Origin of the sequence: Kribbella pratensis (assembly GCF_004366075.1) — a bacterium.
In the GTDB taxonomy this organism is placed as follows: domain Bacteria; phylum Actinomycetota; class Actinomycetes; order Propionibacteriales; family Kribbellaceae; genus Kribbella; species Kribbella pratensis.
On the sequence record NZ_SODU01000003.1, the window covers coordinates 1,489,879 to 1,512,264 of the forward strand.

Annotated in this window: 25 protein-coding genes; 4 read left to right on the forward strand and 21 right to left on the reverse strand. The window is 68.8% G+C overall.

What is annotated here, in order from left to right:
• Positions 1-77 precede the first annotated feature (77 nt).
• The 15 genes from EV137_RS31405 to dacB form a co-directional block, all read right to left on the reverse strand.
• Positions 78-848 (reverse strand): inositol monophosphatase family protein, encoded by a 771-nt coding sequence (locus EV137_RS31405; RefSeq protein WP_134007783.1) that lies wholly within the window; start codon positions 846-848, stop codon positions 78-80.
• Between the two features lie 24 nt (positions 849-872).
• Positions 873-1,268: a hypothetical protein gene (locus EV137_RS31410; protein ID WP_133785776.1), complete on the reverse strand. Its 396-nt coding sequence runs from the start codon at positions 1,266-1,268 to the stop codon at positions 873-875.
• Between the two features lie 21 nt (positions 1,269-1,289).
• Positions 1,290-1,730 carry a hypothetical protein gene (locus EV137_RS31415; RefSeq protein ID WP_130384954.1) on the reverse strand — a complete coding sequence of 147 codons (441 nt, stop codon included), beginning with the start codon at positions 1,728-1,730 and terminating at the stop codon, positions 1,290-1,292.
• Positions 1,731-1,740: 10 nt separating this feature from the next.
• Positions 1,741-2,193 (reverse strand): DUF3180 domain-containing protein, encoded by a 453-nt coding sequence (locus EV137_RS31420; RefSeq protein WP_238175664.1) that lies wholly within the window; start codon positions 2,191-2,193, stop codon positions 1,741-1,743.
• A gap of 71 nt (positions 2,194-2,264) precedes the next feature.
• Positions 2,265-2,822 carry a 2-amino-4-hydroxy-6-hydroxymethyldihydropteridine diphosphokinase gene (gene folK, locus EV137_RS31425; protein ID WP_134007777.1) on the reverse strand — a complete coding sequence of 186 codons (558 nt, stop codon included), beginning with the start codon at positions 2,820-2,822 and terminating at the stop codon, positions 2,265-2,267.
• Positions 2,819-3,208, reverse strand: coding sequence for a dihydroneopterin aldolase (gene folB, locus EV137_RS31430; protein WP_133785780.1), 390 nt, complete (start codon positions 3,206-3,208; stop codon positions 2,819-2,821). The genes folK and folB overlap by 4 nt, the downstream gene beginning before the upstream one ends.
• Positions 3,205-3,678, reverse strand: coding sequence for a nuclear transport factor 2 family protein (locus tag EV137_RS31435; protein ID WP_238175665.1), 474 nt, complete (start codon positions 3,676-3,678; stop codon positions 3,205-3,207). Before EV137_RS31435 ends, folB begins: the two co-directional genes overlap by 4 nt.
• Entirely contained in the window at positions 3,675-4,490 is an 816-nt protein-coding gene (gene folP / locus EV137_RS31440; RefSeq protein WP_238175715.1) for a dihydropteroate synthase, read from the reverse strand. Before folP ends, EV137_RS31435 begins: the two co-directional genes overlap by 4 nt.
• A 120-nt stretch (positions 4,491-4,610) precedes the next feature.
• Positions 4,611-5,762 carry a S1 family peptidase gene (locus EV137_RS31445; protein ID WP_134131773.1) on the reverse strand — a complete coding sequence of 384 codons (1,152 nt, stop codon included), beginning with the start codon at positions 5,760-5,762 and terminating at the stop codon, positions 4,611-4,613.
• Positions 5,763-5,898: 136 nt separating this feature from the next.
• Entirely contained in the window at positions 5,899-6,471 is a 573-nt protein-coding gene (gene folE / locus EV137_RS31450) for a GTP cyclohydrolase I FolE (RefSeq protein ID WP_134007771.1), read from the reverse strand.
• 102 nt (positions 6,472-6,573) lie between these two features.
• The gene (gene ftsH / locus EV137_RS31455) at positions 6,574-8,625 is read right to left on the reverse strand and encodes an ATP-dependent zinc metalloprotease FtsH (protein WP_134007769.1); all 2,052 of its coding nucleotides are present in this window, start codon (positions 8,623-8,625) and stop codon (positions 6,574-6,576) included.
• Between the two features lie 174 nt (positions 8,626-8,799).
• The gene (gene hpt / locus EV137_RS31460) at positions 8,800-9,351 is read right to left on the reverse strand and encodes a hypoxanthine phosphoribosyltransferase (protein ID WP_130384962.1); all 552 of its coding nucleotides are present in this window, start codon (positions 9,349-9,351) and stop codon (positions 8,800-8,802) included.
• Between the two features lie 5 nt (positions 9,352-9,356).
• Entirely contained in the window at positions 9,357-10,361 is a 1,005-nt protein-coding gene (gene tilS / locus EV137_RS31465) for a tRNA lysidine(34) synthetase TilS (protein ID WP_311136390.1), read from the reverse strand.
• A gap of 7 nt (positions 10,362-10,368) precedes the next feature.
• Positions 10,369-11,463 carry an Rv3626c family coenzyme F420 biosynthesis-associated protein gene (locus EV137_RS31470; protein ID WP_238175666.1) on the reverse strand — a complete coding sequence of 365 codons (1,095 nt, stop codon included), beginning with the start codon at positions 11,461-11,463 and terminating at the stop codon, positions 10,369-10,371.
• Positions 11,464-11,492: 29 nt separating this feature from the next.
• The gene (dacB, locus tag EV137_RS31475; RefSeq protein ID WP_134131775.1) at positions 11,493-12,842 is read right to left on the reverse strand and encodes a D-alanyl-D-alanine carboxypeptidase/D-alanyl-D-alanine endopeptidase; all 1,350 of its coding nucleotides are present in this window, start codon (positions 12,840-12,842) and stop codon (positions 11,493-11,495) included.
• Positions 12,843-12,892: 50 nt separating this feature from the next.
• Here dacB and EV137_RS31480 point away from each other — a divergent pair, with 50 nt between their 5' ends.
• Complete coding sequence (locus EV137_RS31480) at positions 12,893-13,381, forward strand: inorganic diphosphatase (RefSeq protein WP_134007763.1); 489 nt, start codon at positions 12,893-12,895, stop codon at positions 13,379-13,381.
• Here EV137_RS31480 and EV137_RS31485 read toward each other — a convergent pair.
• On the reverse strand, positions 13,378-13,809 hold the full coding sequence (locus EV137_RS31485; protein WP_134007761.1) for a MarR family winged helix-turn-helix transcriptional regulator: 432 nt from the start codon (positions 13,807-13,809) through the stop codon (positions 13,378-13,380). The two genes, EV137_RS31480 and EV137_RS31485, sit on opposite strands and share 4 nt — an antisense overlap.
• Before the next feature lie 88 nt (positions 13,810-13,897).
• On the opposite strand from EV137_RS31485, the gene EV137_RS31490 reads away from it, so the two are divergent.
• The 3 genes from EV137_RS31490 to EV137_RS31500 are packed head-to-tail and all read left to right on the forward strand — an operon-like array spanning position 13,898 to position 16,519.
• Positions 13,898-14,860, forward strand: coding sequence for a quinone oxidoreductase family protein (locus tag EV137_RS31490; protein ID WP_134131776.1), 963 nt, complete (start codon positions 13,898-13,900; stop codon positions 14,858-14,860).
• A 13-nt stretch (positions 14,861-14,873) separates the two neighbouring features.
• Entirely contained in the window at positions 14,874-15,764 is an 891-nt protein-coding gene (locus EV137_RS31495; RefSeq protein ID WP_134131777.1) for a LysR family transcriptional regulator, read from the forward strand.
• A gap of 47 nt (positions 15,765-15,811) precedes the next feature.
• Positions 15,812-16,519, forward strand: coding sequence for an SDR family oxidoreductase (locus tag EV137_RS31500; RefSeq protein WP_202871208.1), 708 nt, complete (start codon positions 15,812-15,814; stop codon positions 16,517-16,519).
• 45 nt (positions 16,520-16,564) lie between these two features.
• Here EV137_RS31500 and EV137_RS31505 read toward each other — a convergent pair whose 3' ends face one another.
• The 5 genes from EV137_RS31505 to EV137_RS31525 all read right to left on the reverse strand — a co-directional run bounded on the left by EV137_RS31505 (position 16,565) and on the right by EV137_RS31525 (position 22,379).
• Complete coding sequence (locus EV137_RS31505) at positions 16,565-17,989, reverse strand: C40 family peptidase (protein WP_134131778.1); 1,425 nt, start codon at positions 17,987-17,989, stop codon at positions 16,565-16,567.
• 246 nt (positions 17,990-18,235) lie between these two features.
• Positions 18,236-19,048: an endonuclease/exonuclease/phosphatase family protein gene (locus EV137_RS31510; RefSeq protein WP_134007753.1), complete on the reverse strand. Its 813-nt coding sequence runs from the start codon at positions 19,046-19,048 to the stop codon at positions 18,236-18,238.
• A gap of 62 nt (positions 19,049-19,110) precedes the next feature.
• Positions 19,111-20,181, reverse strand: a complete 1,071-nt coding sequence (locus EV137_RS31515) for a WD40/YVTN/BNR-like repeat-containing protein (protein WP_134007751.1) — start codon at positions 20,179-20,181, stop codon at positions 19,111-19,113.
• 22 nt (positions 20,182-20,203) lie between these two features.
• Positions 20,204-21,469 carry a ThuA domain-containing protein gene (locus EV137_RS31520; RefSeq protein ID WP_202871209.1) on the reverse strand — a complete coding sequence of 422 codons (1,266 nt, stop codon included), beginning with the start codon at positions 21,467-21,469 and terminating at the stop codon, positions 20,204-20,206.
• Between the two features lie 43 nt (positions 21,470-21,512).
• Positions 21,513-22,379 (reverse strand): helix-turn-helix transcriptional regulator, encoded by an 867-nt coding sequence (locus tag EV137_RS31525; protein WP_134007749.1) that lies wholly within the window; start codon positions 22,377-22,379, stop codon positions 21,513-21,515.
• Between the last annotated feature and the right edge of the window lie 7 nt (positions 22,380-22,386).

Below are 22,386 nucleotides of genomic sequence, written 5' to 3' on the forward strand. Positions count from 1 at the left end.
AACTCCGCGCCGGCACAGCGGACGGACACCGCTGGGAAACAAATGGGCAGGTGGTGACGAATAGTTTCCCAGCTGCCTCAGCCGAGAAGTTCCTGGAGGGGTTCGCGGAGGGCGTTCGCGACGGCGAAGACGCCTTGGGAGTCGGGGGTGTGGTTGGTGCCGTCCAGGTCCAGGACGGTGACGCCGGCCTCGCGGCAGATTGCTACGCCGGCCATTGTGTCCCAGGGCTTGTTGGAGAACATGATCAGCGCGTCGAAGTAGCCGTTCGCCGTCCAGGTCAGCGCGGTGGCCGCCGTACCGATCATCCGGACGCGCTGCACGCGTGGGACCAGCCGCTGGGTCAGCGCCGCTCGATCGACGTTCACCGCCTCGGCGTTCGGCCCGACCGCATAGTCGCCCACGGCAACCAACGCGTTCTCGAGGTCGGTGCACTGGCTTCCCCGGATCGCCTTCCCGTTGCAGGTCGCGCCCAGTCCCTCGGCGGCGGCGTACGTCGTCCCCAGCGCCGGGTGGTCGATCACACCCGCGACGGCGCGGCCCTCGTGGATCAGCCCGAGCGAGATCGCCCACAGCGGCACGCCGTGGATGAAGTTCACCGTCCCGTCGACCGGGTCCAGCACCCAGCGCGTCCCGTCGGTGGCGCCGCCCTCCTCCTCGCCGAGTACGCCGATCTCCGGCGTCTCCCGCTCGAGGAAGGCCCGCACCTCCCGCTCCACGGCGAAGTCCACCTCGGAGGCCATGTCCCGGTCGCCCTTGAACGTCAACTCCCCGACCGCACGGCTCTGTGTCACCGCCCGCCCACGCTCGACGGCAGCTCCGGCAACTTTCAGCAGCTTCGCGAGATCCACACCTCAGAACCTACGCGACAGCAGCTAGGCCGTACCGAGTGATCTCGCCCTTCGACGCCAGGCCGCGGCCGCAGCGGCGCCTCCGATCACCAGGAGTCCGGCGCCGGCCGCCTGGGCGATCTTGATCGGGCAGCCGCTTGCGCAGTCCGGGATCGGGTACGGCTGGCCGGGGTTCAGTTCGTGGGTCTCGTCGGCGCCGACGTACGCCTCGTCCGCGGGGAACGGGAAGCCCTCGGGGTTCAGCAGGCGGTACCAGTACAGGTCGTCCCACGCCTTGCGCCGGCACGTCACATTCACCGACGGAGACTCGTACGGCGACGGCCCCAGCTGCCCGATCGGCAGATGGTCCTCGTTGTAGACCGTGACGTGGCCGTTCGGATCGTTCATCGTCACAGCCGGGTACCTCGCATCCAGCCCCATGACCGCAGTATGGGGCTGGGATCAGGACGCGGCCAGGCCTCGGAGCTTGAGGTCGACGACGGTCGGGGCGTCGGCCTGCGAATGCTTGTCGCCGGCGGCCACCACGGTCGCGACCTCCTGGTCGATCTTGTCGAGGCGCTGGTCGATCTTGTCCAGCCGGCGCTGCATCAGGTCGACGAACTCCGCGTTCTCGACGACCCGGGCGCTGGTGATCCGCGAGTACTCCTGCGCGACCTGCGCGCGCTCGTCGGAGTGCGCCAGCCGCTCGACCAGCAACTGGTGGCGGAACAGGAAGGCAGCAGCGATCGCGACCAGAACAGCCCCGCCGGCGGCGGCCCGGAGAATCCAGGCATTCTGCGAGAAGAGCGCGATACTCACGCCCAGGCAGACAACGATCAGCAGACCGTTGGCGACGGTGAGAACTGTGGTCCTGGTTCGACGGCGGCTACCCCTGGAACCCATGGACCGCATGTTAGGGGGTCTTGTCGGGGTCCTCGGGCACACGACACGCACGTTCGAGCAACAATCCGGCCGTGACGACCAGCACTGAGACCACGGCCGCGGCACCGGCCATGATCACACGGTTACGAGGCCCGGAGGAGCCCACCGCTTGGAGGAAGCTTAACGCGAACCCTGCGTAAACACCGGCGCACAACGCGCCGACAAAGGCGCTCGCCTTCCCGATCATCAACAGGAAGACCGCGCGCGACGGTTCGATCCGTTCCCGCCGTACCTGGACCCGCTGGTGGGTGTTGCGGGCCGCGGCGAACAGCAGCGCCGCCAGGAACGCCCAGGCGATCAACGTCAGCCAGGACACGGCCGGCGCGACACCGCCGCGGGCCTCGACCGCCTTGACCATCGTCAGACCGACGGCGACCCCGAGGACGGCGATCGCGACCAGCAGCCGCCGTGAGGTCGGCCGCACCGAGCCCGGTGGCGGCTCCGGTTTATCGCCGTTTCGAGGCGCCCGATCGGGCTCGGTACCGCCGGACACCACTACTGCAGCTCGATGTCGAGCTTGGTCACACCTTCGGTCCCGACCTTGGCGAGCAGCTCCGCGACCGGACCGTGGCCCGGCAGTACGGCGTCCCGCTCGATGTCGAGCCACGGCGCCAGCACGAACGCACGCTCGTGCGCCCGCGGATGCGGAATCGTCAGTTCGTCGGTCTCGATCGTCTTCTGCCCGTAGGTGATCAGGTCGACGTCGAGGGTCCGCGGCGCGCCCGGCACGCTGCGCTCCCGGCCGAACGCCTGCTCGACCGCGTGCGCCCGCTCGAGCAACAGGTCGACGCCCAGTGTGGAGTCGGCGAGCAGGACGACGTTCAGGTACGGACCGGACTCGTCGGGGCCGCCGATCGGTTCGGTCTCGTAGACCGGCGAGACATCGACCACCACGACGTCCGGGGTGTCCCGCAGTGCGTCGATCGCGCCCTGCAGGTTGGCCTCACGGTCGCCGAGATTGCTGCCGAGCGACAGGATCACCTGGCGGATCGGCTTCAGGCCGCCGCTCAGGGTGTCCGCATCGATGACGTGGGGACTAGGGGTCTCAGTCACGAGGATTCTCCGGCTCTGCGCTGCACGGTCAGGACAACGTCGTCGAACGGCACCGAGATCGGCGCCGAGGGTTTGTGGATGGTCACGGCCGTCGCTGTCACCCGCTCGTCGGCGAGACAGAGATCGGCGATGCGCTGGGCGAGGGTCTCGATCAGGTCCACCGGGTCGGTCTCGATCGCCTGGTGCACCTGCTCGGCCACCACCCCGTAGTTCACGGTGTCGGCCAGGTCGTCGGAAGCCGCAGCGGCCCGGGTGTCCAGCTCCAGCCGGACGTCCACGACGAACTCCTGTCCGTCGGCCCGCTCGTGATCGAACACCCCGTGGCGCCCGAAACCGCGGATGCCCCGGATCTCGATCACGTCAGGCGGAAGCAAGGGACCACTCATTCCGCCTCCTCCTGTTGGCCCCCAGACGACAGTACCGGTGAGGCATGGTGGATCCACAACCGCCAGCCGCCAGAAGTTCGGCGGAAAACGTTCGTGGCGAGCGCCTTTCCGCCCGCGAACCCTTCCTCCGGGGCGCCCTCACCCGACGACAGGACATTCTCCGTACACGTGACGTATGCCACGTCTTCATCCACCCGCACCTGCACGTCGGTGAGGAAGAACTGGATGTACGGCGTGTTCGCGAAGATCATCGCCCAGGCCCGCATCATCTCGGCGTACCCGTAGATCGCCGCGTTCCCCGGATGGATGCAGACCGGATCCGGCTCCGGCAGCCAGACCGCCGCCATCAGATCCAGGTCACCGGCCTCGAACGCGTTGTAGAAGGCAGTGTTGGCATTCAGTACGACGTCCTGCACCGGGGCGCTGGGCGGCCGCTTGGGAGTACCGTCCTGCCGCGGTCCGTCCGTCATACAGTTCCCCATCTCTTAGCCACTCGGACCGCGTCCGCGTTCGGTGCCACCGCGTGCGCCCGGACACACCAGGCACCCGCGGCGGCGGCCAGGGCGGATACGGCCACGCTCGCGTCGTCTCGTCGTACGGCCGGTCTGGGTTCACCGGTCTGCTCGTCGGCGAGCAGCCTACCGAGGAACGTCTTCCGGGACGCACCGATCAGTAACGGTCTTTCCAGTACGGCGAATTCCCGCAACCGGCGCAGAATCTCCCAGTTGTGGTCCGCCGTCTTCGCGAAACCGAGGCCGGGATCGAGGGCGACCCGGTTCAGCTCGATCCCCGCCTGGCCGATCGCCTCGAGTCGTTCGCGCAGCTCGGCGATGACCTCGGCCACCACGTCGCCGTACTCCGCCTTGTTCTGCATGTCGACCGAGTGCCCGCGCCAGTGCATGCACAGGTACGGCGATCCGCGCTCGGCGATCAGCGGGAGCATGTCCGGATCGGCCAGCCCACCGGACACGTCGTTGATCATCGTGGCGCCGGCATCGAGCACGAGCTCGGCGACCCGGGACCGCATGGTGTCGACGGAGATGATCGCGCCTTCCGCGGCGAGGGCCTCGACGACCGGGAGCACCCGGCGGATCTCCTCCTCCTGCGACGGCCGCACGGCCCGCGGACGGGTCGACTCACCACCCACGTCCAGCAGATCGGCGCCCTCGGCCAGCAGCTCGCGGCCGTGCTTGATCGCGGCGCTCGGCTCGAACCACTCGCCGCCGTCCGAGAACGAGTCCGGCGTCACGTTCACGACACCCATGACGAGACACCGGTCCATCACCGGCAACCCGTCCACGTGACCCCACGGCTCAGTTCTCACCCACACACCGTAGTAGCCCCCGCCCCCACCCCAACAACCCGCCGCCGATTTCCCGTGGGCGGGGAAACGGGTGAGTGATCAGTTCGCGAGGATCAGGCGGGACTTGGTCGACTGGAGTGCCGGGGCGATGGGCTGGGCGTACGACTCGTTGGTCTGGCCGTACTTCTCCAGGCACTGCCCGTCGATCAGCGCCGCCCCGCTGGTGATGCCCTGGGCGTAGTTCCCGGTCATGCTGGCGCCGCCGGAGTCACCCGACTCGACGCACGCGGTGTGCTGGAACAGCCCGCGGACCACGCGGTTGTTCCCGTAGTTGACCGTCACGTTCCGGGCGACGATCCGCCCACAGGTCCACCCGGTGCTCTTGCCTGACTTGCAGAGCGTGGAGCCGACGGTGGCGTCCGCGATCCCCTTGACCGCGACGTTCCCGTTGCCCCAGCCCTCGACGTACCCCTGCTGGTCCCAGCCCTCGATCACGCCGACCGACCCGAAGTCGTGCCCGGGGAAGCTCGAGGTGGACGTGTTGCCGAGGACGTACCCGTTGCGGGAGAACGACGGCTTGCCGGCCGTGCAGTGTCCCGCGGTCAGGAAGATCCGGTTGCCCTTGCGGGTCCGGGCGTTGAAGCCGAGCGAGCACACGTACCCGGTGTTCTTGGTGACCTGTACGCCGCCGCGCAGGCTGAAATCGTCCGCAGTCGTCCGGACCGTCCCCGACACCTGGCGCAGGGTGACCCGCTCGCCGTGCGCGAGCGCGCGGGACAGGAACCGCTCGGTGATCGAGTCGTGCACCCCTCGCGGCACCGAGACCACGACGGTCCCCGACACCGGGTCGACGTACCAGGACCGCACCTTGCCGGCGCTCGACGAGACGGCCAGCCGGTTCAGCTCGCCCTGTACGGCGTTCAGCTGCTCGGCGGTGAACTTGACCAGCCGCGGGACCGCGCCGATCCGGCGGACGACAGCGGCCGTCGACAGGTCGGACACCGCGACGATCAGCTCGCCGGAATCGTCGTAGTAGCTGCCCACGACACCCGAGTCGGAGCCGAGCTCCGACTCCAGGGTCTCGACGACCAGTGGATCCACGGCCGTCTTCGCGGCCTGCTTCTGGTGCGCGGTCTGAGGTCCGGTCTTGTTCCGCGTGTCCGCGGTGGCCCAGTTAGCCGCGGCCAGCCCGCCGGCCGTCAGGACGACGACCCCGGCAAGTGCGGCGCCGACCCGGAAACGCCCCGACATCCTGTCCTCCTCACACCGGCACCTGGTCCCCGTTGGCCAAGCGCCACTACGGAAAGTAAACGCTCAGCGACAGAATGTCCATAGTGCCGGACTCTCAAACTTCAACGAGAACAGCCCTCCCCGAGCTACGGGTGGGTCAACCGACGATCAGGCTCATCGCCTCGGCGCGGGTGACCGGGTTGCGGAGCTGGCCGCGGACGGCGGAGGTGATCGTCTTGGCGCCCGGTTTCCGGACGCCGCGCATGGTCATGCACAGGTGCTCGCACTCGACCACCACGATCACGCCGCGCGGCTGCAGGATCTCCACCAGGGACTCGGCGATCTGCGTGGTCAGCCGTTCCTGGACCTGCAGCCGTCTCGCGTACACGTCGACCAGCCGGGCGAGCTTCGACAACCCGGTCACCCGGCCGTCCCGGCTCGGGATGTAGCCGACGTGCGCGACGCCCGTGAACGGCACCAGGTGGTGCTCGCACAGGCTCCAGACCTCGATGTCCTTCACCAGGATCATCTCGTCGTGCTCGAGCGCGAACGTGGTCGTCAGCACGTCCTCGGCCTGCTGACCGAGCCCGGCCGTGATCTCGGCGTACGAGCGGGCCACCCGGGCCGGGGTGTCCTGCAGCCCCTCGCGCTCAGGGTCCTCCCCGATCGCGTACAGCAGCTCGCGCACCGCCCGCTCGGCGCGCTCGTGGTCGAAATTCGGTGACGCCATCCCGGCTCTCCTCCTGCCAACGGAACTTCGCACGCTACCCCGCGCGCAAACGAAAACGCCGCCACCCCGGTCCGGGTGGCGGCGTTCGTTGCAGCTGTCAGCTCACTGGTGGCTCGGCGGGGTCGGGCCGCCGCCGTAGTCCGGCGGACGGATCGCCTCGTCCGGGCCGACCGAACCGCCCGGCAGGACGTCGGACAGCGAACCGTTCTGCCCGTTCTGCCCGTTCTGCTCAGCGCGGCTGCCGACCGGCATCACCGGCGGCTGGTCGGACGGGACCCGGGTCGACGACCCGGTCCAGGCCGGCCGGCGCTCCTTCATGATCACCGGCTCGAAGATCCGGGCGATCTGGTGCTTGTCCAGGGTCTCCTTCTCCAGCAGCTCCTCGACCAGGTGGTCCAGGACCGCCCGGTTCTCCACCAGGATGTCGAAGGCCTCCTGGTGCGCGTTCAGGATCAGCTTGCCGACCTCCTCGTCGACCGCGGCCGCGATCTCCTCGGAGTAGTTCCGCTGGCTGCCCAGGTCACGGCCCAGGAACGGCTCGCCGTTGTCCTGGCCGAACTTGATCGCCCCGAGCCGCTCGGTCATGCCGTACTGCGTGACCATCGCGCGGGCCAGCGCCGTCGCCTTCTCGATGTCGTTGCTGGCGCCCGTGGTCGGGTCGTGGAAGACCATCTCCTCGGCCGCGCGGCCGCCGAGCATGTAGGCGAGCTTGTCGAGCATCTCGGACCGGGTGGTCGAGTACTTGTCCTCGTCCGGCATCACCATCGTGTAGCCGAGCGCACGGCCACGCGGGAGGATCGTCACCTTCTGCACCGGGTCGGAGTGCGGCAGCGCCGCGGCGACCAGAGCGTGACCACCCTCGTGGTACGCGGTGAGCACCTTCTCCTTGTCCGACATCAGCCGGGTGCGGCGCTGCGGACCGGCGATGACGCGGTCGATGGCCTCGTCCAGCATGTTGTTGTCGATCATCTGCAGGTTCGACCGGGCGGTCAGCAGGGCCGCCTCGTTCAGCACGTTGGCCAGGTCGGCGCCGGTCATGCCCGGCGTCCGGCGGGCGACCGCGGTGAGGTCCACGTCCTGCGCCATCGGCTTGCCGCGCGCGTGCACCTTGAGGATCTTCTGCCGGCCGGGCATGTCCGGCGCGTCGACGGCGATCTGCCGGTCGAACCGGCCGGGCCGCAGCAGGGCCGGGTCGAGCACGTCGGGCCGGTTGGTGGCCGCGATCAGGATCACGCCGCCGCGGACGTCGAAGCCGTCCATCTCGACCAGCAGCTGGTTCAGCGTCTGCTCGCGCTCGTCGTGACCGCCGCCGAGGCCCGCGCCGCGGTGCCGGCCGACGGCGTCGATCTCGTCGATGAACACGATCGCCGGCGCGTTCGTCTTGGCCTGCTCGAACAGGTCCCGGACCCGGGAGGCGCCGACACCGACGAACATCTCGACGAAGTCCGAACCGGAGATCGAGTAGAACGGCACCCCGGCCTCACCCGCGACCGCACGGGCCAGCAGGGTCTTGCCGGTACCGGGCTGGCCGTAGAGCAGCACGCCCTTCGGGATCTTGGCGCCGACCGCCTGGAACTTGCCCGGCTCCTGCAGGAACTCCTTGATCTCCTGCAGCTCCTCGATCGCCTCGTCGACCCCGGCGACGTCGGCGAACGTGGTCTTCGGGGTGTCCTTGGTGACCAGCTTGGCCTTCGACTTGGCGAAGCTCATCACCCGGGAGCCGCCGCCCTGCATCGAGTTCATCAGGAAGATGAACACCACGGCGATCAGCAGGAACGGGATCAGCGTGGAGAACACCTGGCCGATGAAGCTCGGCTTCGGGTTCTCGACGTCGTACCGCTCGATCTTGCCGTCGGTGAACAGCGACTGCAGGTCGTTGCCGAGGTTCTCGGCCTGACCGTCCACCCAGTGCGCCCGGAGCTTGGTGCCGTCGGTCTTCTCGACCCGGATCTCTTGATCCGGATCGATCAGCGTCACCGTCTTGATCGTCTTGTCGCTCGACGACTTGGCCTGCTGGATCAGCTGGACTACCTGGCCGGTCGGCTCGGTCTTGTACCCGGTCGAGCCGGTCAGGAGCTGCCCGATCACCAGGACGCCCAAAAAGGCGACGACGATCCAGAACAGGGGTCCGCGGAAGATGCGCTTCACGTCCATGATCGAGGCCTAGGCCCCGTCCCTCCTAGCTCGGCAGGCCCGGGTGTGGCGGGCTTGTGACGGTAATACCAGTCCAAGTGTCTCGTGTCGCACAAGACAACACAGCACGAGGGTCACCAATGGACAGTACGACCCGTTGTACAGGCCGTCACCAAGTCTGCCCTGAAGCGCGGATCAGGAATAGACGTGCGGGGCCAGTGTGGCGACGCAGCGCAGGTTCCGGTACTTCTCGGCGTAGTCCAGCCCGTACCCGACGACGAACTCGTCCGGCAGCTCCAGGCCGACGTACTTCACCGGCACCTGCATCTTGGCGGCGTCCGGTTTCACGAAGGCCGTGCACAGCTCCAGCGAGGCGGGCTTGCGTGACTCCAGGTTGCTGACCAGCCAGCTCAGCGTGAGTCCGGTGTCGATGATGTCCTCGACGATCAGCACGTGCCGGTTGGTGATGTCGGTGTCCAGGTCCTTCTGGATCCGCACCACGCCCGACGACTTGGTCCCGGAGCCGTACGACGAGATGGCCATCCAGTCCATCTCCACGTGCCGGCTGAACGACCTGGCCAGGTCGGCCATCACCATCACCGCGCCGCGCAGGACGCCCACCAGCAGCAGGTCCTTGCCCTCGTAGTCGGCCTCGATCCGCGCTGCCAGCTCCCGCAGCTTCGCGAGGATCTCGTCCTCGGTGTAATGGATCTTGCTCAGGTCCTTCTCGATGTCCGCCGCATCCACGCGACTCAGCCTGTCACATCAGGGCCGAGGATGATGAATCCGCCGGTGCGGACCGCTCGGACGCCCTGCGGGAGATCGATCCAGCGCTGCCCGCGCCAGTCGGTCACCAGCGCGTCGACCGACGCGACGTGACCGGCAGTGAGGTCGGTGGCCCGGCAACCGGCTTCCAGCGCTGCCTGTCGCAGTACCCGCGTTCGGATCGCTGCAGGCTGCTCGACCAGTACGCCGATGTCGCCACGGACCTGCCCCTCAGCGCGGCTCAGTGTGGTCTCCCCAACGTCCGCAGCGAGCTGATCGAGCGCGTCCGCATCCGCTCGGAGAAGCCCCGCCGTACGAGCCAGCGCCTCGACCACACCAGGCCCCAGGGCCTCCTCCAGCACCGGCAGTACCTCGTGCCGTACGCGGACCCGCGTGTACTGCGGATCGTCGTTGTGCGGGTCGTGCCACGGCCGCAACCCGGACGCGATGCACGCAGCAGCCGTAGTGGCCCGCGGCACCTCCAGGAACGGTCTGCGCAGCCGTCCGACGGCCGGAGCCATCCCAGCCAGCGAACGCGCACCAGAGCCACGCCCCAGCCCCAGCAGGACAGTCTCGGCCTGATCATCACGGGTATGAGCGAGCAGTACGACGTCTGCGCCCAGCTCATCGGCCGCGTCGCGAAGTGCGTCGTACCGCGCTGTGCGCGCAGCGCCCTCCGGACCGCCGTCTGTACCGACCTCGACCACTCGGACCTGGACAGGATCCAGGCCCAGCGTCCGGCACTGCTCCGCGGCGGTCTCCGCGACATGTGCCGAGTCCGCCTGCAGACCGTGGTCCACGATGACCGCACCGGCCCGGAGACCGAGCTTCGGCGCCTCGAACGCGGTAGCGGCCGCCAGCGCGAGCGAGTCGGTTCCGCCGGAGCAGGCGACCAGGACGGCCGTGCCCTGCGGTAACTCGGCCAATGTCGCGCGTACCGCCTCGCGGGCGCGAGCGACGGCGGGGTGCAGCTTTCCCCGCCGCTGCCCCACCAGGCGCTCAGCCGTGGAGTCGGGCGACCCAGGCATCGGGGTTCGCGATCTCGTTCTTGGTCGGCAACGTGTTCGGACCGGTCCAGACCCGGTTGAAGCCCTCCATACCGACCTGGTCGACCACCCTGCGGACGAACGCGGCACCGTCCTTGTACTGCCGCAGCTTGGCGTCCAGCCCGAGCAGCCGCTTCAGCAGCTGGTCCACCGGGTTGCCGCTCGCCCGCCGCGACGAGAACTTGGAGCGGATGGTGTCCACCGTCGGAATGACCGACGGCCCGACGCCGTCCATCACGAAGTCGGCATGGCCCTCCAGCAACGACATGACCGCGGTCAGGCGGTCCAGCACCGCACGCTGCTCGGGCGACTGCATCAGGTCCATCAGGCTCAGCTCGGACTCACCGCGCAGTGAACGTCCCAGCCGCTGCACGGCCTCCCGGAACATCGCGGCGTACGCCGAAGCATCCAGCTCGGCCTGGTCCAGGAAGAGGGCGATCTCCGACCGCAGGTGGTCCCGCAGCCACGGGACCGCGGTGAACTGCACCCGGTGCGTCTCCTCGTGCAGACACACCCACAGCCGGAAGTCTCGCGGTACGACGCCCAGCTCGGACTCCACCTGCACGACATTGGGCGCCACCAGCAGCAGGCGGCCCGTCAGACCGGGACGGTCCGGGTCAGGCTGCGCCGGGAAGAACGGGTCGAACTGACCGAGCACCCGTGACGACAGGAAGGCCAGCAGCGCACCAGCCTCGATCCCAGTCACCCGGGACCCGACCGCAGAGGACAGGCCGGCGCTCCGCTCCGCCTTCTCGCGCAGCTTCTCCGCCAGCGGCTGCAGCACGGTCCGGAAGCCGTCCGCGTTCGCCTGGACCCAGCCGGGCCGGTCCACGATCATCACCGGCGCGGTGGCCGACGTGGCCTTCAGCCCGGTGAACTCGCGCACGTGACCCTCGGACTCCGCCGCGAACTGACGCAGCTCGGCGACCACCTGGTCCGCCTCCGCGCGACTGACCGCCGGGCCCGGGCGCAGCAGCTTCCGCGCCACACCGGTCGCCAGCTGCCAGTCGACCATCTCGGTCGTGGTCCCACCTTCAGCCGTGCTCATACAACGACCCTAGTGCCATGTCCCAACATTCAGCAGCCGCAGTTGGCGAGGGCGGCGGTCGCGCGGTCCAGCGCAGCGCGGGCGTCAAGCGTCTTCGGGACCGGCACACTGTCACTGGCGATGGCGAACACGAGCAGCGTGCCGGAGCGGTCCCGCGCATAGCCGGCCAGGCTGTGGACCCCTGTGAGCGTCCCGGTCTTCGCACGGACCAGCCCGGTCCCCGTGCCGGTGCCGGCCGAGGTGAACCGCTGCCTGAGGCTCCCGTTGAAGCCCGCCACCGGCAGACCGCTCAGCAGGTGCCGCAGCTCCGGGTGGTCCTTCGACACGGCCACGCGGACCGCGCCGGCGAGCAGGTCGAGAGGGACCTTGTTGGCGCGGGTCAGACCGCTGCCGTCGTAGATGCGGGCCTTGCTGACGTCCAGGCCGAGCTTGGTCAGTGTGGCCCGGAGTCCCTGGACGCCACCGGCGTACGAGCCGCCGTTGCCGGTCGCGATGCCGACATGCCGCAGGAGCACCTCGGCGCCGTCGTTGTCGCTGTGCAGGTTCACGTACTCGACGATCTGGCCGAGCGTCGGCGACTTGACCTGCGCCAGCGGCGTGGCGCCCGCAGGTGCCGCAGCGGCCTTGGCAGCGCCCACTTTGATGCCGTACTGCGTCAGCAGCCTCTGGAACGACGTAGCAGCGGCGAGCGCCGGAGAGGTCGCGCGCTTGGCCATGCCCGGCGATACACGACCCTCGTTGACCCAGAGCGAGGAAGTGGGGGCGGCGATGCCTTCCGGGATGTAGTTCGCTTCCCAGTTCGCGTTGACAGCCGGGCCGCTGAACAGCGAGGCGTCGTACCCGAGGGTCACGGAGGCGACGCCCTGTGCCTTGAGCGCCTTGGCCGTACTCGCGGCCAGAGCCTGGAGCGTGGCACGGGCCGGGAAGCCGTCGCTCGCGGACGCTTTCGCGGTCAACAGGGGGTCGCCGCCGCCGACCAGGACGATCGACCCTTTGCCGGTGCTCACGACCTTGGTGGCGAACGTGTGGTCCGGCCCGAGCGTGGCGAGGGCGGAGACGGTGGTGAGCAGCTTCAAGGTGGAGGCAGGCGTGTACGGCGTGGTGGCGCCGACCGAGAACACCGGCTTGCCGCGTGAGGCGTCGTACACATAGATGCCGTGGTGCGGGCCGAGCGACGGGTCCTTGAGGATCGCCGCGAGCGCCGTACCGACGCCGGCCGCGGTCGGGGCGGCTCCCTCGGTGGTCGCCGGCGTCAGAACGGGCGGCGCCTGCTGTGTGGTCTGCACTGATCCGGGTACGGCGCGTGCGCTGCTCACCAGACCGGCACAGAGCGCCGTGGCGAGGAGCGTGACGAATGCCGCACGGGCAGGTCGGGCCACCGGGCTGCTCCTGTCAATCGGTCGGTCGGAACCGTGACAGTATCTGCCGTATGGAGTTCGACGTCTTCATCGAGATCCCCAAGGGCACCCGCAACAAGTACGAGCTGGACCACAAGACGAACCGTCTGCGGCTGGACCGGACGCTGTTCACGGCGACCCAGTATCCGTCCGACTACGGGTTCATCGAGGACACCCTGGGCCAGGACGGCGACCCGCTGGACGCGCTCGTGCTGCTGCCGGAGCCGACGTTCCCCGGCTGCCTGATCCGCGCTCGCGCGATCGGCATGTTCCGGATGACCGACGAGAAGGGGCCGGACGACAAGGTCCTGTGCGTCCCGGCCGGTGACCCGCGGCAGGAGCACCTCCGCGACATCCACCACGTGCCGGAGTTCGACCGGCTGGAGATCCAGCACTTCTTCGAGGTCTACAAGGACCTCGAGCCCGGCAAGTCGGTCGAGGGCGCCACCTGGGTCGGCCGCGCCGAGGCCGAGACCGAGATCACCGCCTCCTTCGCCCGCCTGAAGACCGAAGGGCACTAGTCCCCTGATACGCGGCGGAGCAGCGCGAGCAAGGTCTTGCGCTCCGCCGCGGTCAGCGGCTCCAGCAGCTCCGCCTCCGCGGCGCGGATCAGCTCGTCCATCGCGTCGAGCTGCCGCTCACCCGCCGGGGTGATCGCGACGATCTTCCGTCGCCGGTCGGCGGGATCGACCCGCCGCGCCAGGAACTCCAGCTCCTCGAGCTCGTCCAGCAGCGTGACCAGATCGCTGCGGTCGAACCCGATCCGGTCCGCGACCGTCGCCTGCGCGGCCTCGCCGTCGTCCGCGAGGCTCGCGAGCACGTGATAGTGCTGCGTCCGGACGCCGCCGTCGATCATGTGCTGCCGGACCAGCCGCTGGGCGTGCTGACTCGACCGCCCCAGCGCGAACAGCACGTGGTCGGACAGCCGGTGGTGCGGCGACTTCTTCACCGCACCAACTCTATTGGCAACGCCGACGCGTAGAGTTATCGTGGGAATCTCCCATTATTTATACTCCCCACGATATGGAGCACCCATCATGCGTGCAGTGCGCTTCCACCGCCACGGCGGTCCCGACGTACTCCAGCTCGACGAGGTCGCCGTCCCCGAACCCGCTGCCGGCCAGGTCCTGATCCAGGCCGAGGCGATCGGCGCGAACGCGATCGACACCGTTCTCCGCCGCGGCGGCTCCCCCTGGGACCGCGAGCTGCCCGGCACCCTGACCGGCGACGTCGTCGGCCGGATCGTCGAACTCGGTCCCGGCACCCCACCCGGCGTCGCCGTCGGCCAGCGCGTCTCCGCCCTCACCGTGGACGCCTTCGCCCAGTACGCCGTGGCGGACACGGGCTTCCTCGCATCGATCCCGGACGACGCGGACGCGGGCGAGGCCACGATGATGTCGCTGGCCGCCCCGCTCGCCCTCCGCCTGCTCGAGTCCGGCCGGGTCCCAGCCGGCGGCACGATCCTGATCCAGTCCGCCGCCGGCACCATCGGCCACCTCGCCGTCCAGCTGGCCCGCTCCTACGCCCCGAAGACGATCATCGGTACGGCGTCCTCCGCGCACCGGCTCGACTTCATCCGCGAGCTCGGCGCCGAACCCGTCGACCTCACCGCCGCCGACTGGCCGGACCAGGTCCGCGCGATCGCCCCGGACGGTGTCGACACGGTCCTGGACGCGGTCGGCGGCACCGTCTTCACGCAGGGCCTCGACCTGGTCAAGCCACTCGGCACGATGGTCTCGTACGGCGCCATCACAACCGAGGTCCCAACGATCCCGGCCCTCGGCCTGCAGCTGCGAAACGTCACCGGTGTCTCCTTGTACGGCTGGCAGCAGGCCCGTCCCGACGAGGCCCGCGCCGACATCACCGAGGCCACCCGTCGTTGGCAGTCCGGCGAGCTCCGCCCGATCGTCCACGCCACCTACCCGCTCGCGGACGTCGCCCGCATCCACGAGACCCTCGACGCCCGCACCAACCTCGGCCGCCTCGTCGCGACTGTCTGAATAGAATTGCCGAGTGGAGCTTCGGCAGCTGCGGTACTTCGTGGGCGTCGCCGAGGAGCTGCATTTCGGTAAGGCCGCCGAGCGCCTGTACATCTCCACCCCGACGCTCAGCCAGCAGATCAAGCAGCTCGAACGCGAGATCGGCACCGCCCTGCTGATCCGGCACAGCCGCGGCGTCGAGCTCACCCCGGCCGGGCAGGTCCTGCTCGCCCGCGCCCGGGAAACTCTCCAGGCGGCCGGCCTGGCGCTGAAGGACACGCGCCGGGCCGCCGGCCTGGACGAACCGGTGCTCCGCCTCGGTCTGCTGAACGGGATCCCCGGCCACCTCCCGGCCGCCCTCGAACAGCTCGCCACCGAACGCTTCCCGAACAGCACGGTCACCCTCGTGGCAGGCACCACCACCGACCAGCTCCGGATGCTCGACGCCGGCGAGATCGACCTCGGCCTGGTCCGCACCCCGCTGACGTTGCCTACGGCAATCACCTCCGAACAGCTCGACGACGAAGAGCTCGGCGTACTCCTGACCGCGACTCACCCGCTCGCAGCCCAGCCGGAGCTCACGCTCGACGACCTGACCGGACTCGAGCTCATCTGGATCCCCCGCGCCGCGGCGCCCGAGTTCTACGACGACACGATCCGCCGGATCGGCACCGGAGTACGGCTGAGTGACATCAGTATGAGCCACTCACAACTCCGGTCGGCACTCCTCGTACGACGCTCCGCGTTCAGCCTCGGGTCCCGCCGCGCGGCCACACCGGACATCGTCTGGCGACCCCTCACGGGCCGCCCGCTGGTCGCACGGTACGCCGCCGTATGGCGCACCGACTCGCACAACCCGGTGCTCCAGGCGATGATCGTTAGCCCCGGCCTAACGGTCGTTAGGCAACAAGTCGTGGTGGACTGACGCACCCGGTGGTTGGCTCGAAACGTCAACCACCGAAGGAGAAACTCTTGCAGGAACACGTCGTGATCGTCGGCGGCAGCTCGGGGATGGGTCGCGCCCTCGCCGCCGAACTCGTCGCCCAAGGCAGCGAGGTCACTGTCGCCGGCCGGGCGCCCGCCAAGCTCGACGCAGTACGCCGGGAACTCGGCGTACGCACCGTTGCCATGGACCTCGGAAGTGAGCAGGACATCGAACGTCTCTTCGCGACCACCGGCAAGGTCAGCCACATCGTCACCACGGCCGCCGACGTCGGCGGCGCCTACCAGCCGATCGCCAAGTACGACGTGGCGGCGGCGCGCTCCGCGGTCGACTCCAAGCTGATCGGCCCGTTGCTGCTCGCCAAGCACGGCGCTCCGATGCTCGAACCGGGCGGCTCGATCGTGTTCACCTCGGGTATCGCGGCGTACCGGCCGGGACCGCGGGCATCGTTGCTCGCGGCACTCAACGGCGCACTCGCCTCGCTGGCCGCGGCGCTCGCGGTCGAACTGGCGCCGTTGCGGGTCAACGTGGTCTCACCCGGCTGGGTCGACACCCCGATCTGGAAGGACGTCGCCGGCGACGCGGCGCCCGAGACGCTGTCCGCGATGGCGGCCCGCCTCCCGGTCGGCCGGATCGGCCGTCCCCAGGACATCGCCGCGGCGATCATCGCCCTGCTCCGCAACGGTTTCATCACCGGCACCGTTCTGCACGCCGACGGCGGACACCGGCTGGCCTAGAAGCGAAACGTCCCCGGCAACAGACCGTTGCCGGGGACAACCGCATCAGGGACGCCCGAAGAAGTCCGGGGGTTCCCAGTAGTAGACGCTGTCGATCTGCACCGGCTTGCCGGTCCGCGGCGCGTGGATCATCCGGCCGTTGCCGAGATACATCGCGACGTGGTGGATGGTGCCCGGGTCGCTCGGGTCCAGCGACCAGAAGATCAGGTCACCGGGCCGCAGCTCGTCCTCGTCGATGTGCTGGATCTGCTCGTACTGCGCGACGCTGTAGTGCGGCAGCTGCACACCGGCCTGCTCCCAGGCGCCCTGGGTCAGCCCGGAGCAGTCCCACCGGCTCGGGCCGGTCGCGCCCCACAGGTACATGTCGCCGAGCTGTCGCATCGCGAACTCGATCGCCGCCGACGCGCCCTTCCGCGAGCTGTGGTTGCCGTTGTCGTTGTCGTGCTTGTCACGGCTCGGCGTGGACGGCTTGTGCCGCTTCGGCGGGTTCTTCTTGCCGTTGTTGTGCTCGCGCTCTTCCTTCTCCTCGCGAGCCTTCTCCGCTGCCTCGCGAGCCCGCTCGGCCGCCTCCGCGCGGCGCTCCGCGGCCTCCCGGGCGGCGATCCGGCGCTTCAGCTCGGCGGCCTTCTTCGCGGCGATCGCAGCGGCCCGCTGCCGCGCAAGCTCCTCGAGCCCCTGCTGCCGCTGGGCGGCCACCCGCACCGAGATGTTCTGCAAGGTGGCGAGCTGCGCGATCGACTGCTTGCGCTGGACGCCGATCGCGGTCACGGCCGCCGACTGCGCGGCCTCCGCATCCTCGGCCGCCTTCTTCGCCTTGGCCGCCTCGTCGGCCGCCTTCTTCACCTTCACGACCGCCTGGTCGGCCTGCACCTTGAACAGGTTCGTCATCACCTGCGTCGCCGTGAACCGCAGGTACGAACCCTGCATTGCGGCCGACACCGAGTGCGCCGCACCGGCCGAGTCGAGCAGCTGCTGCGGACCCTCGGCGGTGAACAGCGGCGCGATCTTCGCCACGTCGCCACCACCTTGGTACGACGCGGCGGCGAAGCGACCGATCTGCTGCCGCTGGGCGGTGAGCGTCTTCTGTGCCTCGGCGGCCCGGGCCGCGGCGGCTGCCGCCTCGGCCTTGGCCTGCTGCAGGCGGTAGACGGCGCCGTTGTAGGCCTCGTCGGCGATGCCGGACTGGATGCCGAGCTGCTCGAGCCGTGCGCCGGCGGCGGCGAGCTGACGCTCGATCGCGGCGACCTGAGCGGCCTTCGAGGCGGCGGCCTGCTTGGCACGCTCGACCGCGGCCTTGGACGGAATCACCGGCGGCTTCGGCTTCGCGGCCTCGGCCTGAAGGGTGGGCACGGCCATCGTGCCGGCCAAGCAGATCGCGAGCACCCCGGAGAGCAGGGCCTTGCCTGCTCTGCCGGTCTTCCCAGCACTCGTGATCCGCCCGCCGGACGTGGCCCTGGTGGGCGTCCGCATCGGGATCGTTCCTTCCGCCGGTCACGAACCCCTTCCCCAGGGTTCGTGAACTTTTGGTCCTCCTGGACCACATACGTGACACTAGTTGCCCACAGCCCCAATGGGAACACCTTTCACACGAGTATCTTTGTTTCACCCGTGTGTCGGCTTGACAAACTACAAGCTTGTGATTCGGCGAACCCGCAGGTGGGCGCACGAAAACGCCCCTCCGGCCGGAGCCGGAGGGGCGTTGCCGAGCTCGGTGATTCAGCTGAGGACGAACGAGGCGACCACCGGCAGGTGGTCCGAGGCCGGCGTCACCGGTACGGCGGCCTTCGTCGGGCGCAGTCCCGCGCTGTGCAGCTGGAAATCGATGCGCTTGGTCGGGTTGTCCGCCTCGATCGTGTAGCCCGGACCCACACCGACCTCGGTCCAGGTGTCGTCGTACACCGCGGTCAGCGTCTTGATCTCCGGCTTCTCCGGCGTCGCGTTCAGGTCGCCGACGAGCAGTGTCGGCGTCCGCGATCCGCTGAGCAGCTCGACCACCTTCTGCGCCTGCTCCAACCGCTCGGCGTTGTTGTTGCTGGTCAGATGCGTGTTCGCGAACCGCAGTTCGGCGCCGCGGACCATGAGGTCCGCCACCGCCAGGCCGCGCTGTTCACCGGTCGGGTACTTCGGCAGCAGCGTGTTGCTGAAGTCCTGGATCGGATACCTGGACAGGATGGCGGTCCCGTACTGCCGGCGCGGCTCTCCCGGGTTGACCGGGGGAAGGTCGAGGTTCGCGGCGTACGCGTAGTGCATCTTCAGCCGCTGGGCGAACCAGGCCGGCTGATCCACCCAGTTGCTGCGCACGTCCCAGTGCCGGTCGACCTCCTGCAGGCCGATCACGTCGGCCCCGGACTGCTCGATCAGGACGGCGATCCGCTCGAGATCGAGTACGCCGTCGATCCCCGCGCCGTGGTGGATGTTGTACGACATGACGGTCAGCGGCCGGCCCGGACGACCCGCGTCGGGACGGGCCGCGGCGACGGTGGGAACCACGATCAGGAACCCCACGAGGATGGTCAGTAATTTACGCATGCACTCATCTTCCGGAAAACCGGCGACACCCGCACAACGAGCGAGTGTCGCCGGTTCGAACGTCAGTGCACGAGACGTCCGACGGCGCCCTTGGCGCCGGAGGCCCAGCAGCCTGCTTGGATGCCGTGGCCGGCGCATTCGACGCTGTCGAAGCTGCCGTCGTAGAACTGCTTCCAGCTGCGTCCGCCGTCGAAGCTGACATCACTCCCGGACGGACCGACCGCGACGACGGTCGTGGGCGACCACGGAACGAAGTGCGACCCGCTCCGGTAGCCCTTCGGCGCCCTGTCGGCCGGCACCAGCTTCCAGGTGCGACCACCGTCGTACGTCACCGACGCGGCGTTCACGGCCTCGGTCGGTTTGAGGAAGTCACCGCCGACCGCGACGCCGAACAACGTGTTCCGGAACGCGAGGCTGAAGATCCCGGCCGCTTCACCACTGGCCATCGGAGAGTCCGAGACCGTCCAGCGCCGTCCGCCGTCGACGGTCCGGAACACCCGCGGCCGATCGCCGCCACCGCTCGCGAACCACGCCGTACGACCGTGGCCGGCGACCAGGCAGGTGCCGCTCGCCGCGAACGCGAACTCCCCGGCAAGGGCGGCCGGCATTCCGTCGGTCGGCTGCACATTCCAGGACTTTCCGCCGTCGGAGGTCGCCGCGATCCGGAACTTTCCGTCCACCGGATCGCTGAGCGCCAGGCCGTGCTTGTCGTCGTTGAAGGCCATGCAGTCGTAGAACGCGTTCGCGTCCGTGTTCCGGAACGTTTCCGACCAGGTTTTTCCGCCGTCGGCGGTTCGGTAGACCCGGGAGTCCTCGCCGTTCCCGATCGTGAGCGCGACCGCACGCCGGGCGTCGAACGCCTCGACATCGCGGAACTGCAGCGCCTCCGCACCGGCCGGACTGACGTTCTCCCAGTGCTTCCCGCCATCGACGGTCCGCAGCACGGTCCCTCCGGTCCCGCCAACCCAGGCGACGTCCTTGCTGACCGCCGCGAGCCCACGGAACTGCGCCGTCGTACCGGTCGGCGTCAGCTCCCACCGGTACGACGATCCGCCGTGAGCCTGGGCGGGCACGACCTGACCCATCAACAACAGACCTCCTGCCGCCAAGGCGGCCACACGCAGGATTCTCATGCGCCGCAATCTAACCCGGCCATCACGTCAGCTTGAAGGACTGCGCTGTGCTGGAGTTGCAGGTGAGTTGGACGAGTTGAGTGCTGTCGGCCGTCGAGCCACCCGGAACCGTCAGGCATTTGTTGCTGAGGCGGCTGACGAAGTGGAAGTAGCCGCTGCCTTCGGAAACGGCCTGCCACTGCTGGTTGTTGCCGTTGCTGTACGTCCACAGCTGAAGGCCGGCGTTGTCCGCGACGGACACACCGGTCACGTCGATGACCTTGGTTACGTCGTTCCGGTTGTTGACCCGGGTGAACCCGCTGGATGTCGGCTGGAACTGGAACTGCTGCGCCTGTGTGCCGTTGCAGCTGTACTGCTGGATGGCGGTCCCGTTGGCAGTCCCGGCCGCGCGGGCGTCGACGCACTTCCCGTTGGCCTTGTTCGCGATCGAGTACCACGCGGCCGGCGACGGCTGGTCGGCCGGCGGCGTCGTCCCGGCACCGCCGAGCCACTTCAGCGCGTCCATCATGAACTGGTTCTGCGCCGGGCTGTCGAAGGTCGACGAGAGCCGCGTGTTGGTCTCGTAGTTCATCGCGTTGTGGCCGAAGTTCGCGTAGATCATCTTGTAGTTCTTGTTGGTCCAGATGATCGGGTAGTAGCCGCCGTACCAGGTCTGGTTCGGGTCGGTGCCGACCGGGAAGCTGGAGTTGTCGATCGACGCCAGAATCTGGATGTCGGGGTTGTTCCGCAGGTCGTTCTGCCAGCTGTACCACTCGCTGACCGACGACCGGAACGTCGCACCGGTGTTCACCAAAGCCGGGTGCGAACGGTTCTCGGTCCGCAGGGTCACCGCGGTCGGACCCCAGGTGTTCGACTGGAACCGCCCCGTGCCGAGCAGCGTGTTGTTGAACCACGGCCAGCCACCACTGGCGTCGTTGTACGCCGTGACGTGGAAGCCGAAGAATGCGCCGCCGTTGTCCATGTAGTTCTTGAACCCGTTGCGCTGCGCGTCGGTGTGTGGCGAGTCGTCAAGGAACATCACGACCTGGTACTGCGAGGCGCTCAGGTTGTTGAGCTGGTCCCAGTTGTTCGTGGCCGTGTAGGTGAACCCGTTCTGCGCACCGAACTCGGGAAAGCGCTGGTTCGCCTCTTTCTCGAAGTCGATGTGGGCGGCGTCCCAGGTTCCGCTGTAGAACGCGAGGACCTTGAAGGTGGCTTGGACCTGTGCCGTCGCCGTGCTGGTCAGGCCGGCGACCACAAGCACGAGGGCGAGCATGAATGCGGGCAGGCGGAATCGATCGGAAAGCATGGGGGCGGACCTTTCCGTAAGAACGCTCTGTAAATTTCAGAGCTTAAATTAACTCCCGATCAAAGCCCTGTCCAGGGTTCATCGCCTGGCTGCCCAGAACGCTCAGCAACCGCAACTTCTCCGCACTCTCACTGCCCGGCTCCGCGGTGAAGACGATCAGGGTCTGCTGCTGGTCGCGGTTGTCGATCAGCTCGCAGTACAGCTCCAGCTCGCCGACCACCGGATGCCGGTACCTCTTGGTCCGGCTGTGCGCGACCACCACCTCGTGCGCGTTCCAGACCTCGGCGAACTCAGGGCTCAGCTTCTGCAGTGCCCGCACGATCGAGGCGGCGTACGACTTCGGGCCGTCGATGGTCGCGGCCGTGCGCAGCATCGAGACGAGCAGCCGGCTGTGCGTCGACAGCTCCGGCTCCTGGTAGAGCGCCCGCTCCTCCGGATGCGCGAACCAGCGGTAGACCTCGCTGCGTTCCATCCCCTCGAAGTTGGTCAGCTCGCCGGCGAACGCGACGTGCGCCGGCGTCTGCGCGAGCACCTCGCCGCAACGGTTGAGCAGCATCGCGGGAGTGTCTTGCAGCCGGTCCAGGATGCGCAGCATGCCGGGGTCGACGTGGCACGCCCGCGTCGTGCGCGGCGGCGTACCGTGACCGGCCAGCAGGAACAGGTGGTCGCGCTCCTCGAGCGTCAGCCGGAGCGCCCGGGCGATCGCGCCCAGCATCTCGACCGACGGCTGCGGGCCGCGTCCGCCCTCGAGCCGGCTGTAGTAGTCGGCCGACATCGACGCGAGCGCCGCCACCTCCTCACGGCGCAGTCCCGGCGTACGGCGTCGGCGGCCGCGGGGCATCCCGACGTCCTCGGGTTGCAGGGCCTCGCGGCGTTTGCGCAGGAAGTCGGACAGGTCGGCGTACTCCATGACTCCA

What these genes read in the sequence shown, in the direction of transcription:
- EV137_RS31445 (WP_134131773.1), bottom strand. Translation starts at nt 5,762, where the DNA reads ATGTCGGGGCGTTTCCGGGTCGGCGCCGCACTTGCCGGGGTCGTCGTC.
- EV137_RS31415 (WP_130384954.1), bottom strand. Translation starts at nt 1,730, where the DNA reads ATGGGTTCCAGGGGTAGCCGCCGTCGAACCAGGACCACAGTTCTCACC.
- EV137_RS31490 (WP_134131776.1), top strand. Translation starts at nt 13,898, where the DNA reads ATGCGTGCAGTGCGCTTCCACCGCCACGGCGGTCCCGACGTACTCCAG.
- folE (WP_134007771.1), bottom strand. Translation starts at nt 6,471, where the DNA reads ATGGCGTCACCGAATTTCGACCACGAGCGCGCCGAGCGGGCGGTGCGC.
- folP (WP_238175715.1), bottom strand. Translation starts at nt 4,490, where the DNA reads ATGGACCGGTGTCTCGTCATGGGTGTCGTGAACGTGACGCCGGACTCG.
- ftsH (WP_134007769.1), bottom strand. Translation starts at nt 8,625, where the DNA reads ATGGACGTGAAGCGCATCTTCCGCGGACCCCTGTTCTGGATCGTCGTC.
- EV137_RS31505 (WP_134131778.1), bottom strand. Translation starts at nt 17,989, where the DNA reads ATGCGGACGCCCACCAGGGCCACGTCCGGCGGGCGGATCACGAGTGCT.
- EV137_RS31480 (WP_134007763.1), top strand. Translation starts at nt 12,893, where the DNA reads ATGGAGTTCGACGTCTTCATCGAGATCCCCAAGGGCACCCGCAACAAG.
- EV137_RS31410 (WP_133785776.1), bottom strand. Translation starts at nt 1,268, where the DNA reads ATGGGGCTGGATGCGAGGTACCCGGCTGTGACGATGAACGATCCGAAC.
- EV137_RS31515 (WP_134007751.1), bottom strand. Translation starts at nt 20,181, where the DNA reads ATGAGAATCCTGCGTGTGGCCGCCTTGGCGGCAGGAGGTCTGTTGTTG.
- EV137_RS31435 (WP_238175665.1), bottom strand. Translation starts at nt 3,678, where the DNA reads ATGACGGACGGACCGCGGCAGGACGGTACTCCCAAGCGGCCGCCCAGC.
- EV137_RS31470 (WP_238175666.1), bottom strand. Translation starts at nt 11,463, where the DNA reads ATGAGCACGGCTGAAGGTGGGACCACGACCGAGATGGTCGACTGGCAG.
- EV137_RS31525 (WP_134007749.1), bottom strand. Translation starts at nt 22,379, where the DNA reads ATGGAGTACGCCGACCTGTCCGACTTCCTGCGCAAACGCCGCGAGGCC.
- EV137_RS31510 (WP_134007753.1), bottom strand. Translation starts at nt 19,048, where the DNA reads ATGCGTAAATTACTGACCATCCTCGTGGGGTTCCTGATCGTGGTTCCC.
- EV137_RS31520 (WP_202871209.1), bottom strand. Translation starts at nt 21,469, where the DNA reads ATGCTTTCCGATCGATTCCGCCTGCCCGCATTCATGCTCGCCCTCGTG.
- folB (WP_133785780.1), bottom strand. Translation starts at nt 3,208, where the DNA reads ATGAGTGGTCCCTTGCTTCCGCCTGACGTGATCGAGATCCGGGGCATC.